An 18,608-nucleotide genomic window follows, 5' to 3' on the forward strand; every position below is an offset into this window, starting at 1 on the left:
CGGAGGGGCAGGACAGAGGCAGAGGCCCGCAGCCGATCGTGGCCAACACCGCACCAAGGAGGCATTCCATGAGACAAGAGGGCGAAGCCGTATTCGACGCGGTCGCATCCACCCCCGCAGCATTGCCATCGGCCGGCGCAACGGCACGAGAGGCCGATGCCGCGCTCGATGAAGCCGTTGTCAGGAAGATCTATCGACGGCTGGTCGTGCTGCTGTTTGTGCTGTTCGTGTTTTCGTTCCTGGACCGCATCAACATCGGCTTTGCCGGATTGACCATGGGCAAGGACCTTGGGCTTTCCGCCACCGAGTTCGGGCTGGCCTCCACGGTGTTCTACGGCGTGTACATCCTGTTCGGCGTGCCGAGCAACATCATGCTCGGCAAGCTGGGGGCGCGTCGTTGGATTGCGGCCATCATGATTGCCTGGGGGTTTGCCTCCACCGCCACGATGTTTGCGCGAGACGCCAACAGTCTCTACGTCTTGCGCGCCCTGGTCGGCATCACGGAGGCGGGCTTTCTGCCCGGCGTGCTGCTGTACATGACCTTCTGGTTCCCGGCGGCTTACCGCGCGCGTGCCAACGCCCTGTTCATGATTGCGATGCCGGTGACTTCGGCGTTGGGCGCGATCGTCTCGGGCTACATCCTCAAGCTCAACGGCTTGCACGGCCTGCATGGCTGGCAGTGGCTGTTCATGCTGGAAGGGCTGCCTTCGGTGCTGCTGGGCGTGGTGGTCTGGGGTTATCTGGATGACACGCCTGACAAGGCGACGTGGCTGACGCAGGCCGAACGTGGCCGCCTGGCCGCCATGTTGGCGCGGGACGCGGCGCAATCCAAACAAGGTGCCAACGCACCGGCCGAAACCTCGCTGATGCAAGCGCTGTTCTCGCTGCCCATGCTGCAATTGGCGCTTGCGTATTTCCTGCTGGTCAACACGCTGGGGATGATCAGCACCTGGGTCCCCCAGATCGTGAAGAGCTTCAACGAGGGCAGCAGCAACCTGGCCATCGGCGTGCTGACCTCCGTGCCGCACGTCTGCACGATCGTCGCGATGCTGGTCTGGGGCCTGCGCTCTGACAAGCACCAGGAGCGGCGCTGGCACGTGGCGCTGCCCATGGTGTTTGCCGCTGCCGGCTGGGCGCTCACTGCGTTACCCGTGGGGCCGCTCGCCAAGCTGGCTGGCCTGTGTGCCGCTTCCGCCGGCGCCTATGCGGCGATGACCGTCTTCTGGACCTTGCCCGATCTCGCGCTGCCCGCACGGCACCGTGCAGTCGGCATCGCCATCGTCAATGCCGCCGGTATTGTCGGCGCCGCGCTCAACGCGGTGGCGATCGGGTATCTGCATGACCTGACCCATAGTTTCACCTCCGGGCTGCTCTATGCCGCAGCGGTACTGGTGGTGGGTGCGCTCGTGGTGTTGGCGTTCCCAAGGGAGCCCAGCGCCGCACACACGCGGTAGACAACCGACCTCATTGGAATCCGCATGGCTGCGCCGCGGCCAGGCATCACAAAGCGTTTGCGGCCCTAAGCTGGGCATCTATTAAGGAGACATCAAATTGGCTGACATGAACACAAAACAGTTGCTGGACCTGGTGAACTCACGCCAGGTGGCGCAGGGTGATGAGCGCGTGCGAGCGATTACCGCGCGCATCGTCGGCGACCTGTTCCGCACCATCGAAGAATTCAAGGTGAAGCCCGATGAATTCTGGGCCGCAGCCAAATGGCTCGCGCGCCTGGGGCAGGCGGACATGGTCGGGCTGATCACCGCTGGCCTCGGCTTCGACCGCCTGCTCGACATTCTGGAAGACGAGGCCGACGCCGCAGCAGGCCGCGCAGTGGGCACGCCGCGCGCCATTGAAGGGCCGCTGTATGTGGCAGGTGCGCCGCTGCATCAGCGTGAAGTGCGGCTGGACGAGGGCAACGAAGGCAAGGGCGAAGTGCTCGTCATGGAAGGCCGCGTGCTCGACCTGAACGGGCAGCCGGTGCCGAACGCGCTGGTGGATGTCTGGCATTGCAACGAGCTGGGCCGCTACTCGCATTTTGACCCCGATCAACCGGCTTACAACCTGCGCCGCCGCATTCAGGCCGACGCGGAAGGCAACTACCGCTTCCGCAGCTTCCTGCCGCCGGGTTACGCCATTCCGCCAAACAGCCCCGTGTCGGAACTGTTCGCGCTGCTGGGCCGCCACGGCAACCGTCCCGCGCACATCCACTTCCTGGTTTCGGGGCAGGACAAGCGCGCGCTGACCACGCAGATCAACATTCCGGGCGACACGTTCCTGGATGACGACTTCGCATTCGCCACGCGCGACGGCCTGGTCGTCACGCTCGAGAAAGTCCAGGACGCTGCCGGCTACGCGTCGCTGGGTGTGAATGGGCCGTTCACGCGGGTGCGCTTCGACTTCCGCATGCAAGCGGCCGAATGCGAAGACGAGATCGTGCCGGCAAGCCGTTACGAAAAGGCCGCCTGAACGTTGCCGGCTGGAGCGCGGTACGGGTACGAGGTCGCAAACGAGGCCCCACCGCACCGCGCGGCGGGCCGGTCGAGCGGCCCACATGTCCCCATGTCAACCGACGCTGCGTAAGGGAGGAGGGCGCCGATGCAGAGTGAAGGCTTGTTGCAAGCGCAAAAGGCATTGCGCTGCCGGTTGCTCGATGATCGCAACACGCTGCCGTGGCAACCGGTGCGCGATCTTGCCGCGCATCTGCTTTTGCACCTGGATGACCCGGAGCAGTGCTGGCGGCTGACGGTCGAATGGCTGCGCGATCTGCTCGATGCGGATCGCGTTGACGGGGGGTATGCGTTGCCCACGCAGGCCATGTATGCCCCGCTGGCCGAGGCAACACGCCCGGGGCGCGCAGTGCCGTCACTCGTTGGCGAGCCGATGAACGTGCAAGACGCGAGCGTGGCTGGTGTCTGGGCCGCGCGCGGTCCGGTCGTCTTCGATGATGTTGCCGAGCAGGGACACATCGGCACGCAGATGCGCACGCATTTGCTGAGCATCGGCACCCGCTCGAAGCTTTCGATTGCGCTCTGGGATGCCGGCCATCCGGTCGGCCTGCTCTGTGCCGATTGGCTTGAGCCCGCGCAAATCCGCACGGACGCGCGTATCGAACCGCTGACCTTGCTGACCGAGGCCGTGCTTGGCCCGGTCCTGGCGGTCGCACAACAGATTGCCGCCACCGTCCACACCGGGGACGATACGATCGCACCGCGAGATACGGCACTGGCCGTGCTGACGCCCGCTGAATTGCGCATCGCGCGCATGGTTGCAAAGGGCATGACCTACAAGGAAATCGCACGCGAGCTGAATCGATCGTTCTCCACGGTCGACCACCAGTTGCGCAGCGTGCGCGAGAAGCTCGGCGTGTCGTCAACCGCGCGGCTGGTGCGATGTCTGTCTGAAATGATGACGGTGGCGCCAGGGAAGGCGGATCGCCAGTTGCATGCGGTGGCCTGAGCAAACATGCGCGCCCGGATTGGGTATCGGAAACGCCAGAAAAAGTGAGGTGAAATCGACATCGCCACGCCAACGTTTCGCTGTTTACGGCTCTGGGGCGAAGTGTGACACTACGCACCGGAGGGACCGCGGTTGCGCGGGTTTGAGGGCGCTCACGCTGCATGTCGGGGCCATCAAGCCTGGTCTCATGAGCGACCGCAACGAGTGACAGATGATCGCGACTGAATCTGAAATGTTCGCCGGCGCCGCGGCCGCGCCGCAGCCGTTGGCACACGCGCTGCGGCATTACGAAGCGATCGATATCGACGCCTATACGGCAGGCCTGCCGCGTGCCTGGGATTTGCAGTACGACCAGCTTTCGTGTGGCCGTTTTCACGGCGTCTTTACCGAGGCGGTTCTGCCGCAGATGCACCTGTTTCGCGAGGTCACAAACCAGACCTTGCGGCAACGCGGCGCCATCGGCCCCGGCTATATCGCCCTGGGGGTTCCGACCACCGCGCGGGACGACGGCTATTTCGGTGGCCAGCGCGTGAGGCTGGACACGATGCTGGTCGGCTACGGAAAAATCGACTTTTGCAGCCCAGCCCAGTCCGACCTGATGGGCGTGACGGTGGATGCGCAATTGCTGCAGGATTTGTGGCAGCGCATTCATGCCGATCGGCAGGTGCCTTGGTCGGCTGCGCCGGCGGGGCTGGCGATTCCCGATGGCGTTATGCATGCGTTGCGCGATCGCTTGTGGCGCGCGCTGCAAATGTCGCAAGTCAATCCTGCGCTGGTCCATGACGCATCATCGGCGCGGCTGTTTCAGGATGCGTTGCTGTGCGAGTTGCTGGAAACCATGTCTGTCGGCATGCCGTTGACCGACATCAAGTCGGCCGCGGCCAGAAGGAAGATCGTGCAGAAGGCGTGCGACCTCGTGCTGTCCAACCCGGAGGCGCCGATCTCGATTTTGGACCTGTGCAGCCAGGTGGGGGCGAGCCGCCGCAAGCTCCAATACTGTTTTCAGGATGCGCTTGGCATGGGCCCGCAGCGGTATCTGCGTGCGGCACGCCTGAATGCGGTGCGCCGCGAGCTGCGTCATGCACAGGAAAGCGGGCTCGGTGTCAAAGACATTGCCGCGCGATGGGGCTTCTGGCACTTCAGCAACTTCGCCGCCGACTACAAACGCCAGTTTGGCGAACTGCCGTCCGACACACTCAAGCGCGCCACTGGTGAGTCGAGCGACCGCCAGCATTGATTGGTACGCAGTGCCCGCCGTGAAAACTCGGGGCGGGCACTCCATGCTTCGTCAACCCAGCAGCGGGCTGCGCACCTTGGCGTAACCGCTGGCCTGCTCATACGCATAGCCGATCTGCAACACCGAAAGATCGGCTTGCGCGGGGCCCATCACCTGCAGGCCCATCGGCAACCCGGTGGGGCCGAAGCCTGCCGGCACGTTCAACACGGGCAGACCCGAGAGAGAGCCACCGATGACGACCTCCATCCAGCGGTGGTACGTGTCCATTGGCTTGCCGTTGATCTCCTTCGGCCAGTGCAGCTTGGCGTCAAACGGAAACACCTGGGCCGAGGGCAGCACGAGGTAGTCGTACTGTTGAAACAGCGTATTCAGCGCCTGGTACCAGGCCGATCGGTTGATCGATGCCTGGTAGACCTCTGCGGCGGTCAACTTCAAGCCATTCTCGATTTCCCAGATGGCTTCGGGCTTCATCATGGCGCGCTTCTTCGGGTCGGCGTAGAGGCCGCCTGCGACACCGGCGACCAGGAAGGCACGCATGGTCAGCCAGGTCTGCCACAGCTTCTCCATCGGGTAGTCGGGCTGGACGGCCTCGACGGTGCAGCCGATGGCTTCGAAGTGCTTGAGCGCCCGCGTGCTCAGCTCCATCACGCCGGGCTCCATCGGCAGATAGCCGTTGTAGTTACCCAGCCAGCCGATCCGCGCGCCTTTGAAGGCGCGCTTGAGTGGCCGTGTGAAGATGGCTGGATCCTGCTGGATCGACAGCGGCACGCGTGAATCGGCGCCGGCCTGCACCGACAGCAGCATCGCCAGATCGGTTACGTTGCGCGCCAGCGGGCCTTCATAGCCAAGCTGCTGGTAGAACACTTCGTTGGTGGGGCCGTAAGGCACGCGGCCAAACGAGGGGCGGAAACCGAAGATGTTGTTCCAGCCCGCCGGATTGCGCAGCGAGCCCATCATGTCGCTGCCGTCGGCCACCGGCAGCATGCGCAGGGCCAGCGCCACCGAGGCGCCGCCGCTGCTGCCGCCGGCCGATTTGGTCGGGTCGAACGCATTGCCCGTCGTGCCGAACACGGTGTTGTAGGTATGTGAGCCGAGGCCGAATTCCGGCGTGTTGCTCTTGCCGATGAGGATGGCGCCGGCCTTGCGCGCGCGTTCGACCACGATCGCGTCGGCTTTGGGAACGTAATCCTTGAAGATGGGCGAGCCCTGCGTTGTAACGATGCCCTTGGTGCTTGCCAGATCCTTGGGCGCCTGCGGGAATCCGTGCATCCAGCCCATGCGCTGGCCGCGCGCGAGCTGGGCATCGCGCTCATCGGCCTGCTTGAGCAGGTCGTCGCGGTTCTGCAGCGATACCAGCGCGTTGACCTTGGGGTTCATGCGGTCGATCTGCGCCAGGTAGGCCTGCATTACTTCGCGGCACGACACGGCTTTCGAGCCGATGGCCACTGCGAGTTGCGTCGCTTCCATCTCGACGATGTCGCGCCCCGACGCGGCATAGCAGCCAAGCGGCATCGAGAGCGCGGCAGCGCCGGCCAATGTCGTCTTCATGAACGTGCGGCGGTCCGGCGCAAAGTCGTTATTCGAGGGCATGGCCTCTGTCTCCTGTGTGGGTCTGTTTTTATTGAGTCCGCGCGTGACGCGTCCTTTCCGGTCCATTGCGGATGTGGGACTTGCTGATGTGGGGAGCCGATCAGGGCAGCTGGTCAGGCGGTACGCCCTTGGCGCGCAGCTTGTCGACCAACTCGCGACGGACTGCGGGGACGTCGCTCGGGCGTGTTGCGCGCAGCCGTGCCACTTCCTCGGCCGTGTAGGGCGGGGTGTTGGGCGGCGTGCTGGATTTCGCCATGCCGTGCAGGATCCAGTTCATGAGCGCTGCGACTTCGCCATCGTTGAGCGGTGTGTTCATGACACCGGGCACCTGCACGATGAAGTTGCGGCCGCCGGGCACTTCCAGAAAGCGGCCGACCTTGTCCTTCATCGGCGGGATGTCCTTGCTCGGCATGCCGGCACCATCCGGCAGATGGCATCCGGAGCAGTACTGCAGATAGTTGCGCTGCGGCGATGCCATGCCCGGCTGCGCCGCTGCCGCCAGCGCGCTGGCAAGCAGCGACGCGGCCATCATGGCGCGGAGGGCGCGGAGGGCCGCTCGGTGGTGCATCTTCACAGCCCACTTTGTTCGCGAAGGCTGCGCAGCTCCTTGTGCGTCGGATGCTGTGCGCGGGCCTGTGCAAAATCCTGCGCAGAGAAGGACACGTCCTTCAACCCGTTCAGGTCTTGCGCGAGGTAGGTGGCGACGGCCGCCAGCGTGGCGTCATCGAGCTGCGCCTGCGCCGGCATCGCGCCGTTGAAGCTTTGGCCTTGCGATTTGATATGGCCGCTCAGGCCATTGAGCAGGACCAGCTGGACATAGCGCTTGCCGACATCGCCCGCCAGCGGCTTGGCCAGCGTGCCGGCCAGCGCGGGCGCCAGGCCGGGCATGCCCGCGCCGCCCGCCTGGTGGCAAGCCACGCAGACGTTGGTGAACGTGGTGGCGCCGGTGCCGGTTGCACTCGATTGGGCAAACGCTGCCATCGAGGTGGCTGCCAGCACAGGCAGCGCGAGGTTCAAGAGATTCGATCGTTTCATCAGTCCTTCTCCGCCACGCCGACGATGATCGACGTCGTGCAGTGGTACACCGAGCTGTCGTTGCTCATACACCAGTTGACGTCGTTGTGCACGCCCATGCGGTAGCCCGGGCGATCGCCGTGGTTGGTGTTGCAGAAGCAGCGGCCGCAGGTGGTCCGGCCGCAGCAGTCGTTGTAGCTGACCAGGTAGTCGCGGCCGTCTGCCGGGTTGTGGCAGGTACCGACCCACGCCACCTTCGACGGGCTGGTACCTGGCGGGCAGGACGTGGCGCTGCCGCCGCAGCACGAGCAGAGGAAACCGTCCACCGCGCAGTAACGCCAGTAGTCGCAGTCCGTCTCGGTGGCAGGGTCTTTGTGCTTGCCGCCGCCGCCGTGACCTTCAGCGCGTGCCTGCGACGAGCGGTCGAACGGCAGCACCGGCAGCGCCAGCGCCGTCCCCAGTAGCACCCGCCCGACTCCGATCAGCGCACTGCGGCGGGACACCTGCTGCGCAATCGTGCGGGTCCGGCGTTCCGCAAAGTGATCAAAGAGATCCAGCCAGGACTTCATGCTCGCTCCTTCGCAAATTGCGGTTGGTCGAGGTATTCCTGCACCGAGGCTACGTTGAGGTCGCGCGCGGTGAACAGGCTTTCGAGCTGCTCACGTGAATTGACCAGGCCCTTGGAGCGGATCTTTCCCGATTCGTCGATCAGCACGGCATATGGCAGCTTGCTGATGCGAAAGCGCATGCCCAGTTCGGCCGACAGCACGTACGGGAACGCGGTGAGTTCTGCTCGGCGCTGGAATGCCTCGTGCTCGGGCTGGTTGCCATCCGACGCCAGCACCACGTTCAGCCAGCTCGATTCCACCGTGCGGATCGATTTCAGGATCGGCAGTAGCTTCTTGCAGACCGGGCACGTGGGCGAGAGGAAGAACAGCAGCTGGCTCTTCGCGCCGGCCGCACCGATGTCGACCGGTTGGCCGTTGAGCGACGGCAGTTGGAACACCGGAGACGCTTCGCCCACCTTGGGGCCGCTATCCATGGTCAGGGCGCCCATGGGCGCGATGCGCTCATAGAGGATCCCGATCTGGCGCGACAGCGCGATGACGGCGACAAGCAGGGTCAGCACGGCAACCCACAGCATGACGTTGGAGATAAGAAGAGCTTGAGTCACGGCAGGGTCCTCAGTTCGATAAGTCGGGGGTGGTTGCTGAGCAGTTGGTTGGCCGACAGATACAGGCCGAGCAGGAAATGGGTAGCGAAGCCGATGGCGACGTAATCGAGCCAGACAATCTCGCGCGCTTGCATGGGAAGGGCAGCCGCCACGGCCAGCAGCGCTAGCACCGTGTTACGGGCGATGAGGCCGCCGCTCAACGGCGTGTGACTTGCGCCGCCGCAGCCGCAGTCGATCTGCCGGCGGCCGCGCGCCAGGTTGATCGCAATGGCTGCGGTGACGAGCGCGAGCAGCGCGACGGCCAGGACGGCGCCGACCGAGCGGGTGGCCACCGGCAGGAGCAGCACACCGGCCAGCACTTCGCCCATCGGCAATGCACGTGCCGTGAAGCCGACCAGCGATTGCGGCAGCAACGCATAGTTGGCCAGCGCATCGCGAAAGACTTCCTGCTCGCGCAGCTTGCTCACGCCGCCCAGGATGAGCAGCGCACCGAGCGTTGCCGCCGCGGTGTGTCCCAGCACGGGATCAAGCAACAGAGGGGTGAGTGGGTTCATCAATGCAGCTCCACATGCACGGGCGTCTCGCCCAGGTTGTCGAGGCGGTTGAGCGGCTTTTGCAGCCCGCGCTCGTTCGCAATGTCGAACGACAGCAGTGCGTTGTGCTCGCCATCCAGCACGAACAGGCGTGGTTGGTTGCCGCGTGAAACGCTCATCGCAATCGACCCGTAACCCGGCGTGCGCGCAATGCGCTGGTGCGTTGCCAGGTCATACACCCAGATCTGCTTGGCAGGCGTCTTGTGGCTGCCTTCGCTGGCGTGGTCATGCATGCCCACATAGAGCCGCTTGCCGTCGGGCCGGATCGTGAAGAGCTGGTAGCCGCCCGGTTGCCAGCCATTCTTCTTGTCGGCTGCCGGAACGAGCGGCCATGGTGCGTCGAACTTCGGCCCCTGGTCGGTCAGCTCCATGCCGTACGCCTGACCATGATAGGAAACGAAATACAGATGGTTCCCGACCGGCTCGAAGTGCATGAAGATCGGGTCCTTGTCCGGGTCAAAGAACGCGGCGCTTGCGGTGCGCTTAGCCTGTGCGCCCTTGTCGTCCAGTTCGAACGTGGCCAGCGTGCCGTCACCGCAAACGGCCGAGAAGCGGCGCGGTTGCTGCGGCCACGGAATCACGCCCCAGCAGCCCGGTGTGGCAATTTCCGCCGCCACACGCTTTTGCTGCAGGTCGACCACCGTGACGGACGTGGCCGGCGTGGCGTTCTGCACGAGCAGGAAGCGGCCGTCGGGCGTGGGGGTCAGCAGGCCGCGAATCTGCAGTGCCTCAACATGCTTTGGCGGGATCTCGATTTCGTACTTGAAGGTCAGGTCGTCGCTGCCGTAGGCCTCGATCACATCCGTGCGCGTGCCGCGCTGCAGGCGGCTGTAGTAGGTGCTGGCGACGAAGATTTCGTGCTTGTCGGCCGACAGCGCGCTCTGCCCGGCAAAGCCCATCCCCAGCATGCCGAGGTAGCGCATGGTGTTGCCGTCGATCACGTGCAGGCGGCCGTCGACCAGGTGCCCCATGGTCGGGTCGGAAACGTAGACGCGGTTGGCGTCGGGCGCCGGGAGCTTGGTGACGGTGAGCTGGTCCACCGGCAACTCGGGTGGCGCCGACATGGCCGCGGTTGCCGCGAACGCTGCAACGCAGCCAGCCAGTACGGTGCGACAGGATCGCGACCACGGGCGAAAGGTCATGGGTTCACTCCAGATCACAACATTCAGTTTGCTGACGAACAGCTTAGGTACGCCCCTCGTGCGAGCGGTATCCAAATTCGGTAATTCAGAAACGGGCTCAGGGGGTGGGATTTCCGGATTGACATCTCCGGCGATATACCCCTCGATTTCTCTACGACGGACGCATCGCGGCAGACATGCGCGACATTGTCGGCATGCCCATCCGCAAGTTCCATCGCGAGGATTCGCAATAGGGTTTTCCCTGGCGCCGGGGTGGCGGGGGATGCGCTGCGCGCCAGCCGGGCTGCGCAGGTTTGTTGATGTGCTATTTGCCGGCTAGCGAGCGCCGTCGCTCCGAACGCGAGAAGCGCGGCTGGCCGGGGTGGTCGGCCACGCATGGGGCAACTTCCCGGCGCATGGTGGCCGTGGATCGCCCCGAACCTGTGCGCGGCGTGGTTCTGGTGGCAGCTTCCGCCGGCAAGGTGCCGCCGGGCTCGACCGAGAGGCCGACCAGGTTTTGTGATGTGGGGGCACGTACCTCGCCGGGAGCATCGGCGGGGTCGTGCGCTACGGGGTCGGCGAAGCGACGGGGGCAGCATCCCGCTGCTTTTGCCGATACAACCCGAGGGTCGCGCACAGCCCGCAGAGTGCGGCGAAGCTGAGCCAATAGCCGGGCGCCGCCTTGTCGTGGGTCACTTCGATCAGGTAGGTCGACAGCGCTGGCGTGAACCCGCCGAATACGGCCGTCGCCAGGCTGAACGCCAGCGAAAAACCCGCCACACGCACCTCGACCGGCATGACCTCGGTCAGCGCTGCGACCATGGCGCCGTTGTACATGCCAAAGAAGAACGAGAACCAGAGGAGCACGGTCAGCATGCGGCCAAAGCTCGGTGCATCTGCAAGCCAGGACAGCGCTGGATACGACGTGCAGATGGCCAGAACGGTAATCGCCATCAGGATGGGCTTGCGGCCGGTGCGGTCTGAAATGGCCCCGCCGATTGGCAACCAGATGAAGTTCGACAGTGCGACGAGCAGTGTCACCATCAGGCTGTCGCTTGTCGACAGCTTCAGCACGGCCTTGCCAAAGGTCGGCGTGTAGACGGTGATGAGGTAGAACGTCGTGGTGGTCATCGCTGTGAGCAGCATGCCGCCGATGACGACCTTCCAGTTCTGCACCAGCATCGCGAACACTTCGGCCGATCGAGGGTGATGGCGCCGTGCTTCAAAGGCCGCCGTTTCTTTCAACGAACGGCGCAGCACGAACAGGAACGGAACGATGGCACAGCCCAGGAAGAACGGGATGCGCCATCCCCACACAGCCAACTGCTCTGCGGCCATCCACTGGTTGAGCGCATAGCCCAGCGCAGCCGCCACGATGATGGCCACTTGCTGGCTGCCCGATTGCCAGCTCGTATAGAAGCCCTTGTTCCCGGGCGTCGCGATCTCCGCCAGATACACGGAAACACCGCCCAGCTCGGCGCCAGCGGAGAAGCCCTGCAACAACCGGCCGATCAGTACCAGCACCGACGCAGCGATGCCGATGGAGGCATAACTGGGCACGCAGGCGATCAGGATCGTCCCGCTTGCCATGATCGCCAGCGTGACGATCAGACCGGTTCGACGCCCGACCTTGTCGATGTACGCACCCAGAAAGATTGCGCCGAGCGGACGCATCAGGAACCCGGCGCCAAACACGGCGAAGGTCAGCATCAGCGAGGCAAATTCGTCCGCCAAGGGAAAGAAGATCTTGGAGATTGCGGTGGCGTAAAAGCCGAAAAGAAAGAAGTCGAACTGCTCGAGAAAGTTGCCGCTCGTTACGCGTAGCACGGCGGCGGCTTTTGATCCGCGCGAGCTGGTGTGCTCCACGGCGAGTTGACGGGTGGGGGTCACTGCGATGTCTCCTGTTGTATGGCGCAGCGGCGAGATGCGCCGCCTCGCTGCTGATGCGTTAATCCGCGCCGAGCGCGATGTTGTTTCGTTGCCGTCTTTCAATCGAGGACTTCAATAGCGCCGCGGAGCGGTACACGCCATGTGCGAACTTTCCATACGGCAGCGTCGCGAACAGTGCGATGACGATGCCCAGATGGACCGCCAGCAGCATCGGCATTGCCGATGTGCTGCGCCAGGCCAGAAGTGCCAGGCCTGACGCACTGGTCATCAGGAGCAGCGCAATGAACGCTCTGTCCATCGGGCGTTGCGCCGCATCGCCTTGCTCGGGGTGACGGCGCAGGTTGAGCCAAAGCAGGCCCGCTGGCCCGACGATCAGGCCGATACCACCCGCGGTGCCGAGCAGCACCGGCAAGCTGAGCAGCGGGTAGGGCGCGTGCAGCCCGAGCAGGTAGTGATACAGCGTGGCAACCGCCGTTGCGGCAAAGCACAGCAGGAAGCCATAGAAGGTCAGATGATGGAAGCGCCGCCGCGCCAGGGTGAACGCATCGTCAGACTCGTTGCAGCCGTCGCCGTGTCCGCCATCCAGATACTTCAACGTCAAGGCGTTTTTCGCGGCTTCGGCCAGTGCGGGTGCGCTGGTTGCCGCGCGGCCGTCCGATACGTTCCGCCAGAACCGCGTCACGCCGATGCCCAGTGCCGTGGCAGCGAAGAGGAAGACCACGCCAAAGATTGCGGCCAGCAGGTTATGTGGAAAGACCGCATAGAAGTTGCCTCCCACGTGATCTCCCACGTTGTGCAACAGCCCGCCGGACATCGCCGCGCCAAGCAACAGGAACATCGCCAGGCCGAAGGCGAGGGCCACGGATACCGTCACCCCGTTACGCTGATACAGGCCCCCCAGCGATGCAGGCCATGCGTACTCTGTGTAGGTCTCCAGGCGCACCTTCGCCATTGCCTTGGGGACGTTGACGGCAAACTCGTGCGGAGGCGCGTACTGGCATGCGTGGTAACACGCACCGCAGTTGTGGCAGAGGTTGGCAAGGTAGTTGACGTCGGCCTTGCCGAATGCAAGGCGCCGTGTCATCGCAGGGAAAACGGCGCAGAACCCTTCGCAGTAGCGACATGCGTTGCAGATCTGCATCTGCCGTGCCACTTCGGTTTCGTTTGCCGTCATCGCCAGGATTGGAATCACGCGCGACGCTGAGAGTTGCGTCTCGCGTGCTGAAGACGCGGCATCGTGTGAAGGGAGGCCCGTCCGTGCGGCGGGCATGTCAGGCTTGTGCACTTTCAACTCCGGATGTTTGCAACGCGTAACGCGCGGCCTGGGTGCCGGCGATGCGCCCGAATGCCGTGCCGATCGACATGCCGACCCCTGCCGTATAGCCTTTTCCAAGCACGTTGCCCGCCATCATTTCGCCAGCGACGAACAGGTTGCCGCTCGGTTCGCCCCCGAAGTGGACCCGTGCCTGATCATCGGTCTTCAGACCCAGATAGGTGAACGTGATGCCCGGTCTCAGGGCGTAGCCGTAGAACGGGGGCACGTCAATTGGCTGCGCCCAGTGCGTCTTGGGCGGGACAACGCCCTCGGTATGGCAGTCATCGAGTGCTGTGTGATCGAAGCTGCCAACGCGGCATGCTTCGTTGTAGCGGCGCAGCGTCTCCATGAACTGCGCCTCAGGAAGATCGAGCTTGCGGGCCAGTTCGGCCAGCGTCGCAGCCTTTTCGCCAGGAAAGACCGGCGGCATGAAGCGGCCAATTGCCTTCGAATCGATGATCGAATAGCCGATCTGCCCAGGTTGTTGCGCCACGAGTCGGCCCCAGATGGCATAGCGCTTGGGCCAGAAATCCTCGCCTTCGTCGTAGAAGCGCTCGGCGTTCCGGTTGACGACGACGCCTAGCGAGACGCAATCGATGCGTGTGCAGATACCGCCGTCATAGAGAGGGGCCCGCGCATCGATGGCGACGCAGTGTGATTGCGAAGGATCGCCGATGGCGTCTGCACCCGCGTCGATCATGGATTTGAGCAGCACACCGCGATTGAAGCGCGTGCCGCGGATCAGGAAATTGTCGGCAGGCCATTCGCCACGCTCGTTCTGGCCCCATGCCTCGCGCAGCCATTCGCGATTCGATTCGAAGCCTCCGGCGGCGAGCACGCACGCACGCGCCTCGAAACGCTGCGTGCCGCTGCGCGCAGCAACGAACCGATCGCCATCCAGTTCGATGGAATCGACGGGCGTTTCATAGCGAATGCGCACCCCAAGTTTTTCTGCGCTGCGGTAGTAGGCGTTGACCAGCGCTTTGCCGCCGCCCATGAAGAAGGCGTTGGTGCGGGCAACATGCAGCGCACCCGACAGCGGCGGCTGGAAGCGCACGCCGTGCTTCTGCATCCAGGGGCGGCAAGTCGACGACGCACGAATCGTCAGGCGGGCAAGATGCTCGTTGGTCTGCCCACCCGTGACTTTCAACAAGTCCTGCCAGTATTCTTCTTCGGGATATGCATCGACGAGCACGTCTTGCGGTGCGTCGTGCATACAGCGCAGATTGCGCGTGTGCTGTGAGTTGCCGCCACGCCATGCCCGCGGCGCGGATTCGAGCATCAGCACCGATGCTCCAGCCTCCCGCGCCATCAGTGCTGCGCACAGTGCAGCGTTCCCGCCCCCGATGACCAGTACGTCAACCATACATGCCTCCTTGCGGAAGCACTGTATGGCGCGTCCTCGTCAGCCGCCATCAGCGCGGCGTCAACGGGTCTTCAGGTTTCGTGAAGACCCTTCGTCGCGCAGGTGTGCGCCCGGCCAGCGTCCTTCGCGAACAAGCTGCCGCGCGACATCCGCAAGCACCACGCGCGCCGCAAGCCCTGCAGGCGAAAGCTCTTCGTCCGACACGCTCGTGATCAGGTTCGGCCGTGCCGCAAAGGCTTCGGCAAGCGGCACGCTGGCGAGGGTCGCATTTTCGGCGCGCGCCAGCGCTGCGCCAGGCTGGATCGTCGCGCCCATGCCACTGCGCACGAAATCCATGAGCAGCGCCAGACCGTCGACTTCGGCGACGATGCGCGGTTCGTACCTGGCTCGCTTGAATGCCTCTGAGAGAAGCGAGCGCAAACCGTGCGGGCCGCTGGGCAGGATCAGGCCCAAGTCCCCCAGTTGCCCGAGCCGAACGTTCGCTTTGGCGGGCATGCCGGGCAGATCCTCCACTCCGATAACGAAGAGCCGCTCATCGAGAAGCGGCAGCACGCTCCATCTCTGTGAGGGCTGCTCCCGGAAGAGCACGGCAAGATCGATCTGCCGGGCGCTCAACATCGACTCCAGATAGCCGGACAGGCTTTCGACGATACGCAAACGAACATCGGGATAGCGCTCGCGCATGGACTGCATGAACGCAACGCCCAGCACGCTTGCGGTGCTGGGCGCCATGCCGATACTCACGTGACCTGAAAGCCGGGCCGCACGCGCGGCTTGCGCGGCGTCATCGACGTGACGCAATGCGAGCTGCGCCTGTCGCCAGAAAGCGAGACCTGCGTCGGTCGGTATCACGCCGCTGGACGTGCGTTGCAGCAGGCGCGTTGACAGTTCGCTTTCGAGGCGGCTGATCTGCTGGCTGAGCGCAGACGTCACGACACCCAGTTCAAGCGCCGCTTTGCCCATGCTTCCGTGCTCGACAACGGCCAGGAAATATCGAAGCTGTCTGAGTTCCATGGGGAGCAATGATCGCGAGAAGATCCGAATTCTCTCAGGTTCTGCGCATCGCGAGCGGCGTCATGGCGCGCATATGCCAGGGCCCCCTTTTTGCAGCGCTCTCTGACAAGCCGTCGAACGCGTCGCGCCAACCGGTTCGCTATCGAGCGCAGGCCGATGGCCTCAGCGGTTAAGCATCTCTTTGAGCCAAAGGCTCATCAGACCCGCGCGGCCACGCACACCGAATTTGCGATAGATGTTCGTGATGTAGGAGTGCGTCGTGGAAACGGCCAGGCCAAGCTGTTCTGCAATCTGTTTTTCTGCGGCTTCGGTCAGCAGCAGGTGCAAGACCTTGCATTCGTGAGGGGCCAGGCTTCCTTTGAGTTGCGCGAGCTGGCTGGGCCCCGCCTGTGTCCTCAACGCGGTGACGTTACGCGCCACGCCGATGCGCAACCGATGTTCCACATTCCACTGCGCCGACCAAGACAAGTGGACGTCGCTGCCAAGCTGATGCCGATAGCGATTCTCGAATCCCGTGCGCTTGCCGCCTGCCCGAACCCGCCCCGCTTCCCGCTGCGTTCTGTCGCGATCGTCTGGCGCTACGAGTTCGAGCATGAATTGGCCGACAAGCTCGGTGGGCTGATATCCAAGAATGTCTTTCCATACTGCATTGGCGTAGCGAATCCGCCCGGTCTCGTCGACCATGAAGACGGCGTCCGGAAGGCTATCGGCCAAAGCGATCGCACTCACATCATTGAGGACTTCCATGGTCTGCCGCTTTTGATTGCAATAAAAGAAACGATGGCCCGCTGCCGATACGCAATATTCAGAATGCTGCACTCAAAGGTGGTCGCAAACGGTTGCAGTGGACGTGATCGCAGCATTCCTGCCGACTTTTCCGCGCTCCGGATACGTTGACCTAAGCAGCCTTGGCCAAGAGGTGGCCAGCATGGGCGGCGTCGTCTGGCAGAGTCTTACCCTCTAATTAGCAGGGTGCCAGCCAGAATAGCGTCTGTTATCGTTCTCGACAATATGTGGTGTCGGCACCATGTCGAATAAGAATGCCCATCCCGCGCTCGGTTCCAAGAGATCGACGCAGGGAAGGCAACGGGGAAGTGCGCAAATCCGCAAGCCGTCGAAGGCCAGAGCTGACTCGTAGATTTGGGTGGGGGGTTTTCCCTCGTCCTTCTGCGAGGGGGCGGTAATTGCTTCGGTGCTGATACGCGGGCCATCATCAATAAGATGACGGGTGAAAGCCAAATAAAAATAAGCCGCACCATTTTTGAAGAACGGGGAAGTCTTCAGGCGCTGGATCGGCAAAAAGGGCGGGGCTCTCCGCAGGGCAAGAATTCTAGGCTTTTGCGGGACATTGCAGCCGCGATTTTCAGGTTGTTTTATTGGCAAAAAATAATCACCAATAAGCCTTTTTTGATTGAGTGATCGGCGTCATATGGATTTGGTCTGCAAAATCAGGGTGTACCAAGAAAATGGGCACTATTTTGCGGTCTGGGTTACGCCGGATACGATGCACTCAAGCACAGGGCGAAACATCGCTGAAGCCCTGGCGAATTTAAGTCGGTCCATGACCGATGACCGGCTCCCTCAATCGGTGGATGTCTCGATCCATCCGAAAGAGGACAGGAGGCGAAGCGAAATCGCAGAGCCCGCGTCCGCGCCTTGTGAATTTCCCCGCCATATACCGCTCGTCAGGCATCTTCTGCATGAGCGTTTCGGCAAGGTCACCTTGCGCGAACTCTCCGACAAGCTGGGCTTGGACGACGTCACCCCGCAGCTGCTGTCTTCCTCGATCGCGGGCAAGGGGGCGAAGCGCGTTCGTCTGACCATTGCCAAAGCGCTTGGAGCGGACCCCAATACGCTTTGGCCAACGACGCGGCATTGACAAGCGTGCGCCTCCGACACCATCACCGTGATCGTCCCGTACCGCTCCGGAGCACGCCTGGAACGTTGTGATTGGCGCCGCGCAGCACCGGTGGTATTCGTCGAGGCGTTCCGCTGCGTGCTCAGTCGAGCGGCACCGTCAATTGATCGATGACCGGGCGGGTGTCTGGGCGTAGCCCACGCCACCAGACGAAGGCTTCCGCGGCCTGTTCGACCAGCATGCCGACGCCGTCTGCGATGTTGCGCACACCTGCGTTGCGCGCGAGCCGCAGGAACGGTGTCAGCCGCTTGCCATATGCCAGTTCGTAGGCCAGCCCATCGGGTTGGAAGATGCTCGGTGGAACGGGCGGCAGATCGCCTGTGAGGCTGGCGGAGGTGGCATTGACCACCAGATCGAAGCGCCCCATCGCCTCTAGGTCGGCATACCCGCAAGCGACGACCGGGCCGCGCCCGGCAACCTGGGCTGCCAGTGCCTGCGCCTTTGCCACGTCGCGGTTCGCGATGACCAACTGCGCTGGCCCCGCCGCCAGGAACGGTAGCAGGGCGCCACGCGCCGCACCACCGGCACCCAGCAGCAGCACGCGCTTGCCGGCCATCGGCAGCCCCAGGTTGACCTCGATGTCACGCACCAGCCCAATGCCGTCGAAGTTTTCCGACAGGATGCGGCCGCCTTCAAACTTCAGTGCATTGGCAGCGCCGGCCAACGTGGCGCGCTCGCTGCGCTCGTCGGCCATTGCAAACGCCTTGAGTTTGAACGGCGCCGTGACGTTCATGCCCTTGCCGCCGTCGGCGGCGAACGCACGTACGACTTCGGCGAACGCTGTGTCCGGCTCGACAGGCCCTTCGATGGCCGTGTACTGCATGTCTTGTTGCGCCGCTTGCGCAAAAAGACCATGAATGAGCGGAGATTTGGTGTGTGAGATCGGGTTGCCGATCACCGCATAGTGGTCAGTCATCATG

Annotated in this window: 19 protein-coding genes; 5 read left to right on the plus strand and 14 right to left on the minus strand. The window is 63.6% G+C overall.

All coding sequences use genetic code 11. From position 1 onward, the window contains the following. Positions 1–68: 68 nt before the first annotated feature. The 4 genes from NG900_RS05390 (at position 69) to NG900_RS05405 (ending at position 4,693) form a co-directional block, all read left to right on the plus strand. Complete coding sequence (locus tag NG900_RS05390) at positions 69–1,454, plus strand: MFS transporter (RefSeq protein ID WP_252677592.1); 1,386 nt, start codon at positions 69–71, stop codon at positions 1,452–1,454. Between the two features lie 97 nt (positions 1,455–1,551). Beyond that, the gene (locus tag NG900_RS05395) at positions 1,552–2,466 is read left to right on the plus strand and encodes a dioxygenase family protein (protein WP_252677599.1); all 915 of its coding nucleotides are present in this window, start codon (positions 1,552–1,554) and stop codon (positions 2,464–2,466) included. A gap of 129 nt (positions 2,467–2,595) precedes the next feature. Next, complete coding sequence (locus tag NG900_RS05400; protein ID WP_252677601.1) at positions 2,596–3,456, plus strand: LuxR family transcriptional regulator; 861 nt, start codon at positions 2,596–2,598, stop codon at positions 3,454–3,456. A 211-nt stretch (positions 3,457–3,667) separates the two neighbouring features. Continuing rightward, positions 3,668–4,693, plus strand: coding sequence for a helix-turn-helix domain-containing protein (locus NG900_RS05405; RefSeq protein ID WP_252677602.1), 1,026 nt, complete (start codon positions 3,668–3,670; stop codon positions 4,691–4,693). Between the two features lie 51 nt (positions 4,694–4,744). On the opposite strand, the gene NG900_RS05410 is transcribed toward NG900_RS05405, so the two are convergent. The 13 genes from NG900_RS05410 to NG900_RS05475 form a co-directional block, all read right to left on the minus strand. Next, entirely contained in the window at positions 4,745–6,205 is a 1,461-nt protein-coding gene (locus NG900_RS05410) for an amidase (protein WP_252678437.1), read from the minus strand. A 178-nt stretch (positions 6,206–6,383) separates the two neighbouring features. Continuing rightward, entirely contained in the window at positions 6,384–6,815 is a 432-nt protein-coding gene (locus tag NG900_RS05415) for a c-type cytochrome (protein ID WP_252677603.1), read from the minus strand. A gap of 38 nt (positions 6,816–6,853) precedes the next feature. Further along, the gene (locus NG900_RS05420; protein ID WP_252677604.1) at positions 6,854–7,318 is read right to left on the minus strand and encodes a c-type cytochrome; all 465 of its coding nucleotides are present in this window, start codon (positions 7,316–7,318) and stop codon (positions 6,854–6,856) included. Continuing rightward, complete coding sequence (locus NG900_RS05425; protein ID WP_252677606.1) at positions 7,318–7,866, minus strand: methylamine dehydrogenase light chain; 549 nt, start codon at positions 7,864–7,866, stop codon at positions 7,318–7,320. The genes NG900_RS05420 and NG900_RS05425 overlap by 1 nt, the downstream gene beginning before the upstream one ends. Next, positions 7,863–8,471: a methylamine dehydrogenase accessory protein MauD gene (gene mauD / locus NG900_RS05430; protein ID WP_315862363.1), complete on the minus strand. Its 609-nt coding sequence runs from the start codon at positions 8,469–8,471 to the stop codon at positions 7,863–7,865. Before mauD ends, NG900_RS05425 begins: the two co-directional genes overlap by 4 nt. Beyond that, the gene (locus NG900_RS05435; protein WP_252677608.1) at positions 8,468–9,025 is read right to left on the minus strand and encodes a MauE/DoxX family redox-associated membrane protein; all 558 of its coding nucleotides are present in this window, start codon (positions 9,023–9,025) and stop codon (positions 8,468–8,470) included. The genes mauD and NG900_RS05435 overlap by 4 nt, the downstream gene beginning before the upstream one ends. Beyond that, entirely contained in the window at positions 9,025–10,206 is a 1,182-nt protein-coding gene (locus NG900_RS05440) for an amine dehydrogenase large subunit (protein ID WP_252677609.1), read from the minus strand. Before NG900_RS05440 ends, NG900_RS05435 begins: the two co-directional genes overlap by 1 nt. Positions 10,207–10,752: 546 nt before the next feature. Then, positions 10,753–12,075, minus strand: a complete 1,323-nt coding sequence (tcuC, locus tag NG900_RS05450) for an MFS transporter (protein ID WP_252677612.1) — start codon at positions 12,073–12,075, stop codon at positions 10,753–10,755. A gap of 58 nt (positions 12,076–12,133) precedes the next feature. Next, complete coding sequence (gene tcuB, locus NG900_RS05455) at positions 12,134–13,345, minus strand: tricarballylate utilization 4Fe-4S protein TcuB (protein ID WP_289813671.1); 1,212 nt, start codon at positions 13,343–13,345, stop codon at positions 12,134–12,136. Position 13,346: 1 nt separating this feature from the next. Beyond that, a complete protein-coding gene (gene tcuA, locus NG900_RS05460; protein WP_252677614.1) occupies positions 13,347–14,756 on the minus strand; it encodes an FAD-dependent tricarballylate dehydrogenase TcuA in 1,410 nt (469 codons plus the stop codon). 60 nt (positions 14,757–14,816) lie between these two features. Next, positions 14,817–15,770, minus strand: a complete 954-nt coding sequence (locus NG900_RS05465; protein WP_252677616.1) for a LysR family transcriptional regulator — start codon at positions 15,768–15,770, stop codon at positions 14,817–14,819. Between the two features lie 162 nt (positions 15,771–15,932). Beyond that, entirely contained in the window at positions 15,933–16,517 is a 585-nt protein-coding gene (locus NG900_RS05470) for a PAS domain S-box protein (RefSeq protein ID WP_252677618.1), read from the minus strand. Positions 16,518–16,730: 213 nt separating this feature from the next. Continuing rightward, on the minus strand, positions 16,731–17,069 hold the full coding sequence (locus tag NG900_RS05475; RefSeq protein WP_252677620.1) for a hypothetical protein: 339 nt from the start codon (positions 17,067–17,069) through the stop codon (positions 16,731–16,733). 262 nt (positions 17,070–17,331) lie between these two features. Between NG900_RS05475 and NG900_RS05480 the strand changes: the two genes are divergently transcribed. Beyond that, positions 17,332–17,649: a hypothetical protein gene (locus NG900_RS05480; RefSeq protein ID WP_252677622.1), complete on the plus strand. Its 318-nt coding sequence runs from the start codon at positions 17,332–17,334 to the stop codon at positions 17,647–17,649. Positions 17,650–17,770: 121 nt separating this feature from the next. Here the strand turns inward: NG900_RS05480 and aroE are convergent, their stop codons facing one another. After that, positions 17,771–18,604: a shikimate dehydrogenase gene (aroE, locus tag NG900_RS05485; RefSeq protein WP_252678450.1), complete on the minus strand. Its 834-nt coding sequence runs from the start codon at positions 18,602–18,604 to the stop codon at positions 17,771–17,773. Positions 18,605–18,608 lie beyond the last annotated feature (4 nt).

The sequence above is a fragment of the Ralstonia soli genome (genome assembly GCF_023955655.1).
GTDB lineage: Bacteria > Pseudomonadota > Gammaproteobacteria > Burkholderiales > Burkholderiaceae > Ralstonia > Ralstonia soli.